This is a genomic window from Pontiella sulfatireligans (assembly GCF_900890705.1).
Classification (GTDB): Bacteria; Verrucomicrobiota; Kiritimatiellia; order Kiritimatiellales; family Pontiellaceae; genus Pontiella; species Pontiella sulfatireligans.
Window position 1 is genome coordinate 664,129 of the sequence record NZ_CAAHFH010000002.1, and the last position, 15,290, is coordinate 679,418.

Annotated in this window: 17 protein-coding genes; 13 read left to right on the plus strand and 4 right to left on the minus strand. The window is 56.7% G+C overall.

The window, feature by feature from the left end; translation table 11 throughout:
* Positions 1 to 148: 148 nt before the first annotated feature.
* From cydB to SCARR_RS15800, 3 genes are all read right to left on the minus strand, one after another.
* Complete coding sequence (gene cydB / locus SCARR_RS15790) at positions 149 to 1,147, minus strand: cytochrome d ubiquinol oxidase subunit II (RefSeq protein WP_136062636.1); 999 nt, start codon at positions 1,145 to 1,147, stop codon at positions 149 to 151.
* Between the two features lies 1 nt (position 1,148).
* On the minus strand, positions 1,149 to 2,507 hold the full coding sequence (locus SCARR_RS15795; RefSeq protein WP_136062637.1) for a cytochrome ubiquinol oxidase subunit I: 1,359 nt from the start codon (positions 2,505 to 2,507) through the stop codon (positions 1,149 to 1,151).
* A gap of 109 nt (positions 2,508 to 2,616) precedes the next feature.
* Positions 2,617 to 3,477: an NAD(+)/NADH kinase gene (locus tag SCARR_RS15800; protein WP_136062638.1), complete on the minus strand. Its 861-nt coding sequence runs from the start codon at positions 3,475 to 3,477 to the stop codon at positions 2,617 to 2,619.
* A 104-nt stretch (positions 3,478 to 3,581) separates the two neighbouring features.
* Here SCARR_RS15800 and SCARR_RS15805 point away from each other — a divergent pair, with 104 nt between their 5' ends.
* The 13 genes from SCARR_RS15805 (at position 3,582) to SCARR_RS15865 (ending at position 14,027) form a co-directional block, all read left to right on the plus strand.
* A complete protein-coding gene (locus SCARR_RS15805; protein WP_136062639.1) occupies positions 3,582 to 5,054 on the plus strand; it encodes a DUF2867 domain-containing protein in 1,473 nt (490 codons plus the stop codon).
* A 45-nt stretch (positions 5,055 to 5,099) separates the two neighbouring features.
* On the plus strand, positions 5,100 to 5,552 hold the full coding sequence (locus SCARR_RS15810; protein ID WP_136062640.1) for an SRPBCC family protein: 453 nt from the start codon (positions 5,100 to 5,102) through the stop codon (positions 5,550 to 5,552).
* A gap of 65 nt (positions 5,553 to 5,617) precedes the next feature.
* Positions 5,618 to 6,184 (plus strand): sigma-70 family RNA polymerase sigma factor, encoded by a 567-nt coding sequence (locus tag SCARR_RS15815; protein WP_136062641.1) that lies wholly within the window; start codon positions 5,618 to 5,620, stop codon positions 6,182 to 6,184.
* A gap of 13 nt (positions 6,185 to 6,197) precedes the next feature.
* A complete protein-coding gene (locus tag SCARR_RS15820; protein ID WP_136062642.1) occupies positions 6,198 to 6,452 on the plus strand; it encodes a hypothetical protein in 255 nt (84 codons plus the stop codon).
* Positions 6,452 to 7,324: an acyl-CoA desaturase gene (locus SCARR_RS15825; protein WP_136062643.1), complete on the plus strand. Its 873-nt coding sequence runs from the start codon at positions 6,452 to 6,454 to the stop codon at positions 7,322 to 7,324. Before SCARR_RS15820 ends, SCARR_RS15825 begins: the two co-directional genes overlap by 1 nt.
* Complete coding sequence (locus tag SCARR_RS15830) at positions 7,321 to 8,100, plus strand: DUF1295 domain-containing protein (RefSeq protein WP_136062644.1); 780 nt, start codon at positions 7,321 to 7,323, stop codon at positions 8,098 to 8,100. Before SCARR_RS15825 ends, SCARR_RS15830 begins: the two co-directional genes overlap by 4 nt.
* 44 nt (positions 8,101 to 8,144) lie before the next feature.
* Positions 8,145 to 9,164, plus strand: coding sequence for an SAM-dependent methyltransferase (locus SCARR_RS15835; RefSeq protein ID WP_136062645.1), 1,020 nt, complete (start codon positions 8,145 to 8,147; stop codon positions 9,162 to 9,164).
* Positions 9,128 to 9,736 (plus strand): nuclear transport factor 2 family protein, encoded by a 609-nt coding sequence (locus SCARR_RS15840; RefSeq protein WP_168433359.1) that lies wholly within the window; start codon positions 9,128 to 9,130, stop codon positions 9,734 to 9,736. Before SCARR_RS15835 ends, SCARR_RS15840 begins: the two co-directional genes overlap by 37 nt.
* Positions 9,733 to 10,305: a glutathione peroxidase gene (locus SCARR_RS15845; RefSeq protein WP_246044476.1), complete on the plus strand. Its 573-nt coding sequence runs from the start codon at positions 9,733 to 9,735 to the stop codon at positions 10,303 to 10,305. The genes SCARR_RS15840 and SCARR_RS15845 overlap by 4 nt, the downstream gene beginning before the upstream one ends.
* Complete coding sequence (locus SCARR_RS15850; RefSeq protein ID WP_136062647.1) at positions 10,302 to 10,823, plus strand: lipocalin family protein; 522 nt, start codon at positions 10,302 to 10,304, stop codon at positions 10,821 to 10,823. The genes SCARR_RS15845 and SCARR_RS15850 overlap by 4 nt, the downstream gene beginning before the upstream one ends.
* Positions 10,820 to 12,076: an NAD(P)/FAD-dependent oxidoreductase gene (locus tag SCARR_RS15855; protein ID WP_136062648.1), complete on the plus strand. Its 1,257-nt coding sequence runs from the start codon at positions 10,820 to 10,822 to the stop codon at positions 12,074 to 12,076. The genes SCARR_RS15850 and SCARR_RS15855 overlap by 4 nt, the downstream gene beginning before the upstream one ends.
* Positions 12,073 to 12,816: a DUF1365 domain-containing protein gene (locus SCARR_RS15860; RefSeq protein WP_136062649.1), complete on the plus strand. Its 744-nt coding sequence runs from the start codon at positions 12,073 to 12,075 to the stop codon at positions 12,814 to 12,816. The genes SCARR_RS15855 and SCARR_RS15860 overlap by 4 nt, the downstream gene beginning before the upstream one ends.
* Before the next feature lie 2 nt (positions 12,817 to 12,818).
* Entirely contained in the window at positions 12,819 to 14,027 is a 1,209-nt protein-coding gene (locus SCARR_RS15865) for an SAM-dependent methyltransferase (RefSeq protein WP_136062650.1), read from the plus strand.
* Positions 14,028 to 14,040: 13 nt separating this feature from the next.
* On the opposite strand, the gene SCARR_RS15870 is transcribed toward SCARR_RS15865, so the two are convergent.
* The gene (locus tag SCARR_RS15870; RefSeq protein ID WP_136062651.1) at positions 14,041 to 15,267 is read right to left on the minus strand and encodes a SpoIIE family protein phosphatase; all 1,227 of its coding nucleotides are present in this window, start codon (positions 15,265 to 15,267) and stop codon (positions 14,041 to 14,043) included.
* Between the last annotated feature and the right edge of the window lie 23 nt (positions 15,268 to 15,290).

Sequence of the window (15,290 nt, forward strand, 5' to 3'; positions counted from 1 at the left end):
AATGACAGGATAATTTTTTGTGCCTGCTGGAATGAATCATGTTGCCATTTAATCGTCCTGCCCTTAATCGTCCTGCAACAAACCGTCCGCACCGGAAATCATCCTGTCATTTAATCATCCTGTCCAATTCTTCTGCTGCGCAGCCGCATTAGTCTTCGTGGACTTTCACCTTGTCCTTGAAGACGCGGTGGATGAACCAAGTATAGCCCAGCACCAGCGGCATGCCGATGAGCGCGATGACCAGCATCGAGATCAGCGTCAGCTGCGAGGACGAGGAATTAAAGACGGTCAGGCTCCATTCCGGATCGTTGGAGCATGGCACCATGTTCGGGAACAGCGCGCCGGCCACGGCGAGCATCACAAAGGCAATGGTGAAGCACGATGATAGGAAGGCGGCCTTGCTTTGCGCTTTTTTGTTGAACATGAACACCAGCACATTGGAAACCAGCGCCAGAATGATCAGCGCCACAGGAACAGCCTTGATGCCGTAGATGCAGTTTTTGAGGCCTAAGATAACCGCGATCATGAACAGCGCAAGAAAGACATACCACGCCTTGGCCGCCCACTTGCGCGCATCGTTTGCAATCTCGGCGTCGAGCTTCATCGAAAGATAGAGCGCGCCGTGCAGCGCAAACATTGCGAGGCCAACCAAACCGCAAAGCAGCGCAAACGGATTGAGCAGCGCGACGAAGCCGGCGGTGTAGTCGCCGATGGCGTTGAGCTCCAAGCCTTGCAGCACGTTGCCGATCGCCACGCCATAGAGGATGGAGGGCAGCACGCTGCCAATGGCAAAGGCAAAGTCCCATGCCTTGACCCAGCCGGGATGATCGACCTTGTTGCGGAACTCAATCGCCGTTGCGCGGAAGATGAGGCCAAGCAACACCAGCATCATCGCCAGATAAAGGCCGCTGAAAACCGTGGCGTAGACCGGCGGAAAGGCGGCAAACAGCGCGCCGCCGCCCGTGAGCAGCCAAACTTCGTTGCCGTCCCAGAATGGTTCAATGGAGTGGATGAACGCGGTGCGTTCGTTCTTCTTCTTGGCGAAGAAGTGCCAGAAGCCGACGCCGAGGTCGAAGCCGTCGAGAATCGCGTAGCCGATGAGCAAAACGCCGATGAGCAGGAACCAGATGATTTGCAGCGCTTCCATGTTACTTCACCTCCGCTTCAAGGGATTCAATCGAGTCAGGACCTTTTTTAAACTGCCGTTTAAGCAAATAAATCCAGATGCCGAACAGCAGCGCATAGATACAGGAGAACATAATGATCGAAGCGAGAATCTGTCCGGCCGGAACAGAAAGCGAAACGGCTTTTTCGGTGCGGAGCAGATTGTAGACGACCCACGGCTGTCGTCCGACTTCGGCGGCCATCCAGCCCACCTCGTTCGCCAAAAACGGAATCGGCACGGTGATCGCCGCCGCCCAGAGATAGATGCGGTGGTCGAGCAGTTTCTTGGAGAGCCAGAACACGACACCCAGAAACGCAACAAGGGCCATCCACAAGCCCATGTAGAACATGAGGTGGAACGACCAGAACGACATCGCCACCGGCGGGCGGTCTTCCGGAGCGAAATCCTTCAGCCCCTGAATTTCCGTATCGAATTTACCGCCGACCATCAGGCTCACCATGCCCGGAACCTGGATGGCGAAATGATTCTTTTCGCCCTCTTGGTCCGGCAGGCCGAAGAGCATGAGCGGCGCATGGGTCTGCGTTTCCCAAATGCCCTCGAAGGCGGCCAGCTTGGCCGGCTGCGTTTCGGCCACCTGGTGGCCGTGGTGATGGCCGACAATCATGGTGAGCATGATTACGCCGAAGCAGGGCACGATGGCCGTGCGCATCGACATCCGGAAAAACTCCGTGCTGCGGCCCTTGAGCAGCTGCCAGGCCGATGTGCCGAGAACAAAGAAGACGCCAACGGTCAACGCGCCGGTAATGACGTGGGAATAGCGCGGCAGCGTGGAGGGATTGAACACAGCTTCCCAAAAGTTGGTCAGCTGCGCCTTGGACACCTCGACGCCGTTGACCATCTCGGTAACGATTTCAAAGCCGGCCGGGGTTTGCTGCCAGGAGTTGGCCACCACGATCCAGAAGGCGGACATCGTCGCCCCCACAGCCACCATCAGGCTGGAAAACCAATACATTTTCTGCGAAACCTTTTTCCGGCCGTAGAGCAGAATGCCGAGGAAGCTCGACTCCAGGAAAAAAGCGAATATGCCCTCGGCGGCCAATGGCGCGCCGAAAATATCGCCGACGAAGCGCGAGTAGCCCGCCCAGTTGGTGCCGAACTGAAACTCCATCGTGATGCCGGTTGCAACGCCGATCACAAAGGTGATCGCAAAGACCTTCGTCCAAAACTGCGCCAGCTGCCGGAAGACGGTGTTGCCGTTTTCCTGGTAGCGCGTGTTGTACATGAAGATCATCCAGCCGAGACCGATCGTCAGAGGCGGGAAGATGTAGTGGAACATGATAGTCAGCGCAAACTGAATTCGCGCAAGCAAGACGGCATCCATGGTTTCTACTCCGTTTGTCGTGAACTTTTAAAACATGCACACTAGTGTCATGAATTGAACAAAAAGGGATACCGCGGTTAAAATGGTAATTCAATACCAATTTATCGATTTATAGCGAAGAGCCGCGCCAATGGAGCTTTTTAGCGAGGACGGAAAAATAGCTGTGGCCGGCCAGCTGCAAGAACTTGACCTCGTGCGGACTTTTGCGGATCTTGATCCGCCCGCCCTGCTTCACCTTGTATTCGTCCTGTCCATCAATCGAAAGGATCAGCGATTTGGCGGCGTTGGCGACTTCGATCTCGATCAGGCTGGAGTTGGGGATCACCAAGGGGCGCGAGCTGAGCGTGTGCGGGCAAATGACGTTGATGCCGAAACCGCCGACGCCCGGATGCAGGATCGGGCCACCGGCAGAGAGCGAATGGCCGGTGCTGCCAGTGGGGGTCGAAACCATCATGCCGTCGCACATAAACGAACCCACCAACTCGCCGTCGATGGAAAGCTTCAGCGTAACGATCCGCGAAGACGCGCCCCACCCCAGCACAATGTCGTTGAGTGCGCGCTCTTCGCCAACGGGATCGCCGTTCTGGAAAATGCGGCACTCGGCCACCTCGCGCGTAGAAACCTTATAGTTTTTTGTCGCGATGGCCTCCAAGGCCTGGCGCATTTCCGTGTCGCCCACGCTGGTAAGAAAACCAAGGCTGCCGAGATTGATGCCCATGATCGGCACATCGAAGCCGTGGAGGGCGCGGGCGGTGTAGAGCACAGTGCCGTCGCCGCCCATGGCCAGTGTCATATCGACCTTCCTGCCGAAATCTTCAACGGGAATATGCTCCGCGCCCAGCGTTTTGGCCATGCCGGCATCCTCGGCATAGAGCTTGAAGCCATGGCCTTCCGCCAGACTGCGCAGCTCGCCCAGCACATTGCCCGCACGCGGCCGCTTGGTGTTTACAATGACTCCAATGTTTTTCATGGCAAACAGTATAGGTCTCCCCGCCCCGCTTTCCAAGGGCTGGAAAATATATTTTTATGTAAGGTTTCCTAGCCTTGTCCGAACCAAGACAAAGGAGACAGGGTATGCGCGAAGATCGAAGGATTTTATTGACTGGAGCCACCGGGTACGTGGGCGGGAAACTGCTCAGGAAGCTTGAACAGACGGGGCAAAAAATTAACTGCCTGGCTCGAGATCCCTCCAAAATTCAATCGAAGGCGTCGAAAACGTTCGTTTTCCAAGGCGATGTGCTCGAGCGTTCCTCCATGTGGGCGGCATTCCAGGGCGTGGATACCGCCTACTACCTCGTCCATTCGCTGGGGGATAAGAATGACTTTGAAGCCCATGAAATGGAGGCGGCGGCAAACTTTGCATCCATGGCCCGCGGGGCCGGCGTGCGGCGGATCATCTATCTCGGGGGGCTCGGCAATGAAAGCGATGGGTTGTCGCCCCATTTGCGAAGCCGCCAGGATGTCGGGCGTGTACTGCGCAATTCAGGCGTTCCCACCCTCGAACTGCGTGCCTCGATCGTCCTTGGAGCCGGCAGCCTTTCGTTTGAAATGATCCGGGCCCTGACCGAACACCTGCCCTTCATGGTCACGCCCAAGTGGGTTTCCGTGCAGGCCCAGCCCATCGGCATACGCGACCTGCTCGACTATCTTGTTCGTGCCTTAGAGGTGGAGCTTCCTGCAAGCCGGGTGGTCGAGATTGGTGGAGCCGACCAGGTTTCCTACCGCGATCTGATGGTCGAATATGCCCGGCAGCGCGGCCTCCGGCGAATGATGATTCCCATCCCCCTATTGACTCCGTGGTTGAGCAGTCACTGGCTTGGCCTCGTTACGCCGCTCTATGCCGCGGTTGGCCGCAAACTCATTGCCAGCATCCGCAATTCGACCGTGGTGGAGCATCCCGAAAGCGCGGATTTCTTCAACATAACCCCATGCGGCATGACAGAAGCCATTTCGCAGGCGCTGGCCGAGGAAGCCCTGGAATTCAAGGAACCGTCATGGCTCGACTCAATCGCTGCACGCATGCAGGGAACCGGACACCGCGTCTTCCACGATAAGAACCGGCTGATCGACTACCGCTGCTCCACTGCATCTACATCCCCATTAACCCTTTTTCACGTGGTTTCCTCCATCGGCGGAGACAACGGCATGTTTTCATGCAATGGGCTGTGGAGGGTTCGTGAATGGGCCGACCGCTGCCTCGGCGGCCGGAATCTGCGCCGCCGGCGCGGCAGCGAACTCCCGTTGACGGTCGGCGAAAAACTCGATTTTTTCCAGGTCGAGATCGTCGAGCAGGATCGTCGCATTCGCCTGAAAACCCAAATGAAGCTGCCAGGTGAAGCGTGGCTTGAATTCAAAGTAGAGCACTCGCCGGAAGGAAATATGTTCCACCATGCGGTCATCTACGAACCCAAGGGCTTCATGGGCTTGGTCTATTGGCACCTTACCTACCCCATCCACGCTCTGGTTTTTCACGGCATGCACAAGGCCATCCTGCGCGAAGGCATCCGCCAGGAGTACGACGCCGCCGCCGCTATGATCACCGCCTGAAAATGAACCGCCTATTTAGTCACCCCTATAGAAAAGGATCCCCGAATGTATACAATTTATAAAGAAACGCTGGTCGACACATCCCTCGAAAAGGCGTGGGATTTCATCCGCAACCCCGCCAACCTCAACAAGATCACTCCGGACGACATGGCGTTTGAGATCGTTTCCGATATGCCGGAAAACATGTACGAAGGCATGCTGGTGCAGTACCGGGTGAAGATTCCCGGCATGGGAACCCAAGCCTGGCTCAGCGAACTCAAACACATTATGCCGGGGCGCTCGTTTGTGGACGAACAAAAGATTGGCCCCTACAAACTGTGGTACCACTACCACGGCATTGAAGCAGTGGACGGCGGCGTCAAGTTCATCGACCGCGTCACCTACGAAGTGCCCTTCTGGATTTTCGGAAAAATCGCCCATGCGCTTTTCATCAGTAAAACGCTCGAACGCATCTTCGCCTACCGGGAAGAGCGGTTCCAATCGTTGCTGGCAGATTGAGTCGCCTCTCGCTCTTTTGTGCGGGATAGAGTTGTCATTCGACATTTCGCACTTAAAATAATGGCATGAATGATAAAGAGTTACCCAACCCCGAGGAATGGTTGTCGGAGCACGGCGACTATCTGTTCCAGTTCGCCTTCGTGCGGCTGCACAACCGCGCCGCAGCGGAGGACGCCGTGCAGGAAACCTTCCTGGCCGGCATCAAGGCGCTCGACCGCTACGACGGCAAGACCCCGATTCGCTACTGGCTGCGCGGCATCCTGCGCCACAAGGTGGTGGACTACATCCGCAAAGCGTCCCGCGAGATTGCCGTGGACGACACCGAAAGCGGCGAGATTCTCGACAGCTTTAAGTTCAAGGCATTCGGGATAGCCGAGCAGCATCCGCCCGACTGGAAGTTCAACCCCGGCCACGCCTATGAGCAGAAGGAATTCTGGGAGGTGTTCTACAGCTGCATGTCCAAACTGCCGAAAGCCACCGGGCTGGCCTTCACCCTTCGCGAGCTGGAGGGAATCTCCACGAAAGATATTTGTAAGGAACTCAACATGAAGCCGAACAATGTGTGGGTCGTGCTTCATCGGGCCCGAACACAGTTAAAATCGTGCCTGGAAGAAAACTGGACGAGAAACTGACGGAGAATTTGAAATGATCGCATGCAGACAAGTTGCTAAAGCCCTGGCGAACCACCGCTATTACGAACTGCCGTGGTACCGGCGGATCCCCATGTTCATCCATATCCGCCTCTGCGTCATGTGCGGGAAGTACCACCAGCAAATCGTCGATGTCCAGCGGGGCGTACACGACTATCTCGAACACGAAGACGCCGGCGACATCGAAACGCATGTACATCTGTCCGACGAAGCCAAAGCGCGCATTGCCGAGGCCATGGAACAGAAATAATGAATTCCGCTTCAACCAGCTCAACAGGCAAAGGTTCATCCTTCAGCACTCCCCTGCTGTTCATGCATGTCTGCTGCGCTGGCGTTTTTTTCACCAAAGGCGGCTGGCCGGCCTTCGGCATTTTCATAGCCATGTACCTGCTGCATGTGTTTGCGCTGACTGCGGGCTACCACCGCTACTTTTCGCACAAGTCCTTCAAGACCAGCCGCGCCTTTCAGTTTGTGCTGGCCCTGCTCGGCACCACCGCCGCCCAGCGCGATCCGCTCTGGTGGGCCAGCCACCACCGCATGCACCACCAGAATGCCGACACTGAAGAAGACATCCATTCGCCCAAACGGCACGGCTTTTGGTGGGCGCACATGGGCTGGGTCATGAACCGCCGGCTTTCAGAAACGCGCTTCGACAAGGTCCGCGACTTTGCCAAGTTCCCCGAGTTGCTCTGGCTCAACCGCCACCCGTTCGTCCCGGTTGTCATCGCGGCCAGCCTGCTGGCGGCCTCCGGCGCACTGCTCAACGCTCTTCGCCCCGATTGGGGCGTCACCGGCCCGCAATTTCTCTTCTATGGCTTCTTTCTGAGCACCGTGGCCGTCTACCACGTCACCTTTTGCATCAACTCGGTGGCCCACCTTTACGGCAAGCGACGCTTCGAGGTCGATGACGACAGTCGCAACAACTGGCTGCTCGGCCTGCTGGCCATGGGCGAGGGCTGGCACAACAACCACCACCGCTATGCCGTATGTGCGCGCCAGGGTTTCCGTTGGTGGGAAATCGACCTGAGCTACCTCTTGCTGCGCGTGCTCCAGTGGCTGCACATCGTCTGGGACATCCGCGAGCCGCCGCGAGCCGTATTGAACGAAGGACGGGCGTCATGATCATACTGCTGCATGGCTTCATTGGCGCCTTCATCCTATTTACCCTCCTTTGGATCATACAGGTGATTCGAAAGGATGCCGGCGTGGTGGACATCGGCTGGACGGCCGGCGTCGGGCTGATGGCCATCTATGCCGCCTTCGTCGGCGAAGGCTGGTTGCCGCGCCGGGTTCTGCTCGGAGCGATGGGCGGGATCTGGGCGCTGCGGCTCGTGCTTTACATCCTCAAGGACCGCATCCTGTGCGAAAAGGAAGATTCGCGCTACCAGCGCCTGCGCGCCCGTTGGGGAAGCAAAGCCAACGCGTGGTTCTTCATTTTCTTCACGTCGCAGTCGTTGCTCGTCGTGCTCTTCGCCCTGCCCTTTCTTCCGGGCGCCAGCAAGACTGGCGGCCTTTCGGTGTTCGACCTGCTGGCCGCCGCGGTATGGATGGTTTCGATGGCCGGCGAATGGCTGGCCGATCTCCAGCTCGCGCAGTTCCGCAACAACCCTGCAAACAAAGGCAAGGTGTGCCAGAACGGCCTATGGAACTGGTCGCGCCACCCCAACTATTTCTTCGAATGGCTGCACTGGTTCGCCTATGTGCTGCTCGCCGTCGGCGCATCCAGCTTCTGGCTTGCGTTGATCGGGCCGGCGGCGATGTATCTCTTCTTGATGAAACTGACCGGCATCCCGCACGTCGAGCGCGAGTCTCTGGCCAAGCGCGGCGACGCCTACCGGGAATACCAGCAAACCACCTCCATCCTCGTCCCTTGGCCAAAAAAACGAAACGTTTTGTAAGCAATCGCGGCCGCGACCGAACAATAGGCATAGGAGAATGAATTATGATTGATCTCATGGAACTTGCCGAAAAAAGAAAAATGCCCGACATCGCCATCCGCGCCGGAATACGGAAGCTGCTGCGCGACCGCCTAAAGCTTGAAAAAGCGAAAAACCACTCCGGCCAGCTCGAAGCGCTGTACGGCTTTATCGACATGATGAAATCGGGGCCCGTTGCCGTCGCCACAGACACCGCCAACGAACAGCACTACGAAGTCCCCTCCGAGCTGTTCCAAACCTTTATGGGGCCGCACCTCAAATACAGCAGCGGCTACTGGCCGTCGGACGCAACCACGCTCGAAGCATCCGAAGCCGCGATGCTTGAGCTCACCTGCAAACGCGCCGGGCTGGAGGATGGCATGGACATCCTTGAACTTGGCTGCGGCTGGGGCTCGCTCTCGCTCTGGATGGCGCAGCAGTATCCCAACTCAAAGATCACCGCCGTCTCGAACTCAAACTCCCAGCGCAAATTCATCCATGCGCGCGGATTCAAAAACCTCAACGTAATCACCGCCGATATGAACGAATTTGCCACCGACCGGAAGTTCGATCGAGTGGTGTCCGTCGAAATGTTCGAGCACATGCGCAACTGGCCAGAGCTGCTGCGCCGCATCTCAGGATGGCTGAAAGACGACGGACGGCTCTTCATCCATATTTTCGTGCACCGCGAGCTCGCCTACCTCTTCAACGAGATCGGCCAGAACAACTGGATGGCCGAAAACTTTTTCAAGGAAGGCATGATGCCGGCGGAGGAACTGCTTCCGATGTGCAACGGCCATCTCGAGGTGGAACGCCACTGGCACGTAAACGGGAGGCACTATGCCAAGACCCTCCGCGCCTGGCTCAACCGCATCGATCAGAATGAAAAAGCCGCCATCGCCATACTGGAGCCGCAACACGGAAAAGAAGAGGCGCGGCTCCAGTTCGGGCGATGGCGCATTTTCTTTATGGCCTGCGAAGAATTGTTTGGATGCCGGGAGGGAGAGGAATGGTACGTCGCACACTATCTCTTAAAACAGCGCTGATCGCTTTTGCATTCATGATCGGCATGACCGGCTGCACATCAAAGTCTAAAATTATGACGCCCGATCCTTCAGAACATAAGACCGCGCTCAAACGCGCCGAAGGAATTCCATCAATGGAACCCGGTGGCGAAACCGAACAGGCGGCGCTCAAACGGTTCAACGAATTCTATGCCGAATACAGCGTGGCCGCCATCAAAGCCGGCGTTCGCGAGGTGTATGCAGAAGACGCCTGGTTCGGCGACCCCTTTCATGTGGTGGAAGGCATCGACGACATCGAGCATTATTTTTTGGTTATGGCCGAGCCGGTGGAAGAGTGCACCTTTACCGTCGACTCCATGCAGCGCAGCGGCAGCGACTATTTTTCGCGCTGGACGATGGTGCTCAAATCCAAAGCCGTCAAAGGCGAACCGATCCGCGCCATCGGGATGTCGCATGTGCGGTATAATGCCGAAGGAAAAATTGTTTTCCAGCAAGACTACTGGGATACCTCCGTGATGCTCGACCGCATTCCCGTGGTAGGGTTCTGGACGCGGCTGGTGAAAGGGCGTATTGAAAAAGGACTCGAAAAATGAAACTGAAAGCAACTATGGCAATAACCACCCTCGCCCTTTTATCGGGCTGCGTGGCGGAACAGAAAAAGGAGGTTCCAATGACTGGAATTTATAACATTGAAGCGCAGACCATCGGCGGAAAAACCATCAAACTCGAAGCGTATAAAGACAAGGTGCTGCTGATCGTCAACACAGCGAGCAAGTGCGGCTTTACCAGCCAGTATGACGGCCTGCAAAAACTCTACGAGGCCTACGAAGGCAAAGGCTTCGTGGTGCTGGGTTTTCCCTCGAACGACTTCCTGAAGCAGGAGCCCGGCTCCAACGAAGAGATTGCGTCGTTCTGCAAACTCAATTATGGCGTAACCTTTCCCTTGTTTCAAAAGGTCGTGGTTAAAGGCAAAGACCAGCATCCGCTCTACCGCTATCTGACCTCGGAGGAAGCCAACCCCGGCTTCGGCGGGAAGATCAGCTGGAACTTCAACAAGTTCCTCATCAACCGCGAGGGAAAAGTGGTCGGCCGCTTCGGCAGCCGCACCAAGCCGAACGACAAAAAACTGGTTGAAGCCATCAAGACTGAGCTCGCAAAATGAAAACGCTCTTAGCCCTATTCCTTCTCGTCGCCCTCAGCGGGTGCCGCTCCACGGCAAACCTTAAAGTGGTGGACAACTTCGAGGTCGACCGCTATCTCGGACGATGGTACGAAGTGGCTCGCTACCCGCATGGGTTTGAGAAAGACCTTAGTTCGGTGACCGCTGATTATTCGTTCAACGACAACGGCACCATCAAAGTGCTCAACCGGGGGTTCCACGAAAAAAAGGACGAATGGAAATCGGTCGAAGGCGTGGCCAAATTCAAAGGCGAAAAAAACATCGGCTGGCTGAAGGTCAGTTTTTTCAAACCCTTCTATGCCTCGTATAAAATCCTTTATCTGAGCAGCGATTACCGGGAAGCCATTATTGGAGGACCAACCCGCGGCTATCTCTGGATTCTCTCGCGCGAGCCGGTCCTTCCGCAGGCCAAGCTGGATGATCTGGTTTCCAAGGCCCAGAACCTCGGCTACAACACAGAGAAGCTGCTGATCATTGATCAGTCCAAAAACAAGAAATGACTGAACAACCATTAAAGATTGCTGTAGTCGGTTCTGGCGTTGCCGGGCTTACGGCGGCCCATATGCTGCAACGCAAACACCAGGTAACGCTGTTTGAAAAGAACGGCCGCCTCGGAGGCCACACCAACACAGTTATTATTCCCGACGGGCCCGATGCCGGCACAGCAGTCGACACCGGGTTCATCGTAATGAACCACCGCAACTATCCCCTGCTCACAAAACTCTTCGAGCAGCTCGATGTGGAACTGCGCGACAGCAACATGTCGTTCGGCTACCACGATCTCCCGTCCGGTCTGCAATATTGCGGCAACGGGTTGGACGGCCTTTTTGCACAGCGCACCAATCTGGTCCGCCCCTCGTTCCTCCGCATGGTTAAAGAGGTGATGCGCTTCTTCAAAACCGCCCAGCAAGATTTGGCCGAACACAACCTTGCCGATGAAACGCTCGGCGAGTATCTGGACCGCCATCAGTTTGGCCGTGAGTTTATCGAGCATCATCTTATCCCGATGGGAGCGGCCATCTGGTCGACGCCCTGCGAAGAGATGATGCTCTTTCCCGCGCAAAGCTTCATTCAGTTTTTCCAGAACCACGGACTGCTCTCGGTGAACGACCGGCCCCAATGGCGCACCGTGGCTGGCGGAAGCTCAACCTACATTAAAAAAATGAAACGGCACTGGAACAACGTCGAAATCTGCACCGAAGCGCGGCTTGCCGGAATACGGCGGGACTCAACCCAGGTGCATCTCGACTTCGCCGGCGGCAGCTTCCGCAGCTTTGACCGCGTCATTATCGCCACCCATGCAGATCAGGCAAGGCGGCTCCTCCTCGACTCTTCCGACGAGGAAACCAAAGCGCTCAGCTGCTGGAGCTATTCCAAAAGCCGGACCATCCTGCACACCGACGAATCCGTTATGCCGCCGTTGCGCAAGGTTTGGAGCTCGTGGAATTTCCAGCGATTGGAAGGCGCGCGCACCAGCCTGACCTACCACATGAACCGGTTGCAGGGGCTGGAAACCGAGAAGCAATATTTTGTGTCGCTCAACCTGCCCATGGAGCCTAAAGGCATAATCCGCGAATTCAACTACGAGCATCCAATGTTCACCCGCGAAGCCCTCGTCCAACGTATGCATTTGAAACAGCTGAACGGGAAGCGGAACACCTGGTTTGCCGGAAGCTATTTCGGCAACGGCTTCCACGAAGACGCCGTTCGCTCCGGCGTCGAAGTCGCGAAAGATTTTGGAATCGAACTGTGAACAGCCGGATCTACAGCGGAAAAGTCATGCATGCGCGGCAAAGCCCAGTGGAGCACAATTGGGTGTTTCCGTTTTACTTTTATGCCATTGATCTCGACGAACTCGAACAGCTTAACCGGACCGTGCGCGGTTTCGGCTACAATCATTGGAGCCCCGTCTCGATCCGCGACGAAGACTACCTGCGCGGCAGCGGAAGCTTCCGGGAGCGGCTCGGCGAGTTTATCGACACCTCCGAGATCGACCGCATTGTGCTGGTAACTGTGGCACGCTTTATGGCGAAGGTCTTCAAGCCGGTCAGCTTTTACTACGGCCTGCGCAAAGACGGCTCCCCCGCCTGCATCGTGGCCGAGGTCAACAACACCTTCGGCGAGCGCCACCTCTACGTTATGGACGGCGGCGAGTCTTTCCCGCTCGAATGCCGGCACGCCAAACAGTTCCACGTTTCGCCGTTCAACGACATGGACGGGCACTATGAATTCACCTTTTCCAAACCGGGCGACGACATGAGCATCGACATTAAACTGATCCGCAACGGCGAAACGGTCATGGATGCCGCTATGTGGGGCAAGGGTGCAGCGTTGACGACTTCCAACCTTTGGAAAACCGTTCTGCGCCATCCCTTCACCGCAAGCCTAACCAAGCCCCGTATTTTCTTGCAAGCCACCGTACTGTTTTATAAAAAAAGACTGCCGGTTTTCAAGAAACCCCAACCCTCCAACTCTATGACGTTCAAGGGATAAACATGAAACCAACATGGATTGAACAGCAGTGCTTGAACTTGATCGACAAAAAGCTGCAAAACATCACCTACGGCCACCTGTTGATTAAACTGCCGAACGGGGCCGAAAGACACTACGGCGACTCCTCGGAGCCGTTGAGAATCAAAGTCAACCGGCACCGCTTTTTCACGAGGCTGGCCACGGCCGGAAACATGGGTTTAGGCGAAGCATGGATGGATAAGGACTGGGATTCCGACAACCTGACCGGCGTGCTGCAGCTCTTCATTGCCAATATGGCGGAGTTGAAAACCAATGGACTTACCGCCGGGCTTGCCAAACGGGTGCAGCACTTTCTGCAGCATGCCCTCAACCGCAACACCCTCGCCGGAAGCAAAAAAAACATCCATGGGCACTACGACCTCGGGAACGATTTCTACCAACTCTTCCTCGACCCCGAAACCATGATGTATTCCTCCGCGGTTTTTGACTCGCCGGAGGAGTCGCTTCCCCTCGCCCAACTCCGGAAAATCCAGCGCCTCATCGGGCTTGCCGACATCAAGCCGGAGCACCATGTGCTCGAAATCGGCTGCGGCTGGGGCGGCTTCGCCATCGAGACCGCTAAACAGACGGGGTGCCGCATCACCGGAATCACGATCTCCGAAGAACAGTTCAAGTTCGCCCGGCAGCGCGTGGCCGAGGAAGGGCTCGAAGAACAAATCACCATTCAGCTCATCGACTACCGCAACATACAAGGCTCGTTCGACCGGATCGTATCGATCGAGATGCTTGAAGCGGTCGGCCACGCCTACTACGGCACCTTTTTTGCCGCGTGCGACCGGTTGCTCAAGCCCGGCGGACGCGTTGCACTGCAGGTCATCGCCATCCCCGACCAACGCTACGACGCCTATCGGCGCAACCCCGACTGGATCCAAAAATATATTTTCCCCGGCGGCATGCTGCCCTCGCTCACCGAACTCTCGAAGGCCATGGCCAGCCACTCCGCCTTTACCATCGAAAGCCTCGACAACATCGGCAGCCACTATGCGGAAACGCTGCGCCGCTGGCGAAAGGCTTTCGAAAGCCGCCGCGAGCAGCTTGTGAGCATGGGCTACGACGGCCTTTTCCAGCGGAAATGGATCTACTACCTATGCTACTGCGAAGCCGGATTTCAAACGCGCTTCACCAACAACCTGCATCTGGTTCTGACCCGCCCGGCGGAACCGATCGAATAACACCCCGAAGCGGCTACTGCGGCAGCAATTGGCGCAGCTCGAAGCCGACCATGCAAACATCGTCGGAAAAGCGGCCTTCCGAGGAAAAAGCGAGCGCATCGCTTTCCAACCCGTCGAAAATATCCTCAAGCGGCTCGCCGGTAAAGCTGTGGGCGGAATCCAGCAGGCGCTTTTTGCCAAAGCGGTCTCCCGTTGCATTGCAGACGGAAAACAGCCCATCGGTAAACAGCAGCACCGCGTCGCCGGGATCGATTTCGCAGTCGATGGAGGCGTAGGCGGCATCGGCCTGCACGGCCAGAGCGGGCCCGCGCAGGGCAAGATCTTCGAACAGCCATTGGGCGGCGCCTTTTTTGCAGAACCGGATGGGCAGCGGGTGCCCGGCACTGGCAAGACGGATCTTGCCCGTGGTTGCGTCGAGCACGAGATAGCAGGCGCTGGCGCTGAGCTGAGAGCCCTCTTGATTCAGCAAGGGAAAGAGCCGCTCGTTCATTTTTTGCAGATAAGCGCCGGGATCGAGCCCGAGCGCCGCAATCTCCTGCATGATGCCCCGCACCAGCGCGGTGCCCAGCGCCGCGCGCACGCCCAGCCCGCTCACATCGCAGAGAAAGATGCCCGCCTCAGTGCCGGACAGGCGCATAATCGCGCAATAGTCGCCGCTGACCTGCTGGTTCAGGTTGTAGCGGTGCAGGAAGTCGACGCATCGCTCGTCCGGCGCGGCGGCGGCCGGAAACGCCGGATAGGTGGCGCGGAAAAAACTTTTCTGCAGCTCGCCCGCCATGCGAACCTCCTCCTCCATCTCCTCTTTGATGGCGCGCATTTGGTCGGCATAGCGGCGCGCCCGATCCTCGGCGGCCTTTTTTTGGGTGATATCGCGCGAAATGCCGAACGTGCCGATGACCTCGCCGGCTTCGTTGCGCATCGGCATTTTTGTGGTGGAAACCCAAGTGACTTGGCCGTCGGGCCAAGTCTCCTTCTCCTCTATCCCGAACAATGGAGTCCCCGTTTTGATGATATGCTGCTCATCAGCATAGGCCTGTTCCGCATGTTCTTTGGCGAAAATGTCGAAATCTGTTTTGCCAATGTTCGAATCCAGAGATTCCCACCCATGCTTTTCAGCGCAAGCCTCGTTGACCATAATGAAGCGCGATTCTATATCTTTGAAATAGATCGCATCCGAAGTGTTGTCCATCAGGTTCTCGAGCAGGAACCCATAGTCTGAATTGTCGTTATCCATAGCCATCCCTTATTTCCCGTCCATTCCGG

What these genes read in the sequence shown, in the direction of transcription:
- SCARR_RS15865 (WP_136062650.1), top strand. Translation starts at nt 12,819, where the DNA reads ATGAAACCAACATGGATTGAACAGCAGTGCTTGAACTTGATCGACAAA.
- SCARR_RS15815 (WP_136062641.1), top strand. Translation starts at nt 5,618, where the DNA reads ATGAATGATAAAGAGTTACCCAACCCCGAGGAATGGTTGTCGGAGCAC.
- cydB (WP_136062636.1), bottom strand. Translation starts at nt 1,147, where the DNA reads ATGGAAGCGCTGCAAATCATCTGGTTCCTGCTCATCGGCGTTTTGCTC.
- SCARR_RS15810 (WP_136062640.1), top strand. Translation starts at nt 5,100, where the DNA reads ATGTATACAATTTATAAAGAAACGCTGGTCGACACATCCCTCGAAAAG.
- SCARR_RS15795 (WP_136062637.1), bottom strand. Translation starts at nt 2,507, where the DNA reads ATGGATGCCGTCTTGCTTGCGCGAATTCAGTTTGCGCTGACTATCATG.
- SCARR_RS15855 (WP_136062648.1), top strand. Translation starts at nt 10,820, where the DNA reads ATGACTGAACAACCATTAAAGATTGCTGTAGTCGGTTCTGGCGTTGCC.
- SCARR_RS15840 (WP_168433359.1), top strand. Translation starts at nt 9,128, where the DNA reads ATGGTACGTCGCACACTATCTCTTAAAACAGCGCTGATCGCTTTTGCA.
- SCARR_RS15870 (WP_136062651.1), bottom strand. Translation starts at nt 15,267, where the DNA reads ATGGCTATGGATAACGACAATTCAGACTATGGGTTCCTGCTCGAGAAC.
- SCARR_RS15830 (WP_136062644.1), top strand. Translation starts at nt 7,321, where the DNA reads ATGATCATACTGCTGCATGGCTTCATTGGCGCCTTCATCCTATTTACC.
- SCARR_RS15825 (WP_136062643.1), top strand. Translation starts at nt 6,452, where the DNA reads ATGAATTCCGCTTCAACCAGCTCAACAGGCAAAGGTTCATCCTTCAGC.
- SCARR_RS15820 (WP_136062642.1), top strand. Translation starts at nt 6,198, where the DNA reads ATGATCGCATGCAGACAAGTTGCTAAAGCCCTGGCGAACCACCGCTAT.
- SCARR_RS15835 (WP_136062645.1), top strand. Translation starts at nt 8,145, where the DNA reads ATGATTGATCTCATGGAACTTGCCGAAAAAAGAAAAATGCCCGACATC.
- SCARR_RS15805 (WP_136062639.1), top strand. Translation starts at nt 3,582, where the DNA reads ATGCGCGAAGATCGAAGGATTTTATTGACTGGAGCCACCGGGTACGTG.
- SCARR_RS15845 (WP_246044476.1), top strand. Translation starts at nt 9,733, where the DNA reads ATGAAACTGAAAGCAACTATGGCAATAACCACCCTCGCCCTTTTATCG.
- SCARR_RS15850 (WP_136062647.1), top strand. Translation starts at nt 10,302, where the DNA reads ATGAAAACGCTCTTAGCCCTATTCCTTCTCGTCGCCCTCAGCGGGTGC.
- SCARR_RS15800 (WP_136062638.1), bottom strand. Translation starts at nt 3,477, where the DNA reads ATGAAAAACATTGGAGTCATTGTAAACACCAAGCGGCCGCGTGCGGGC.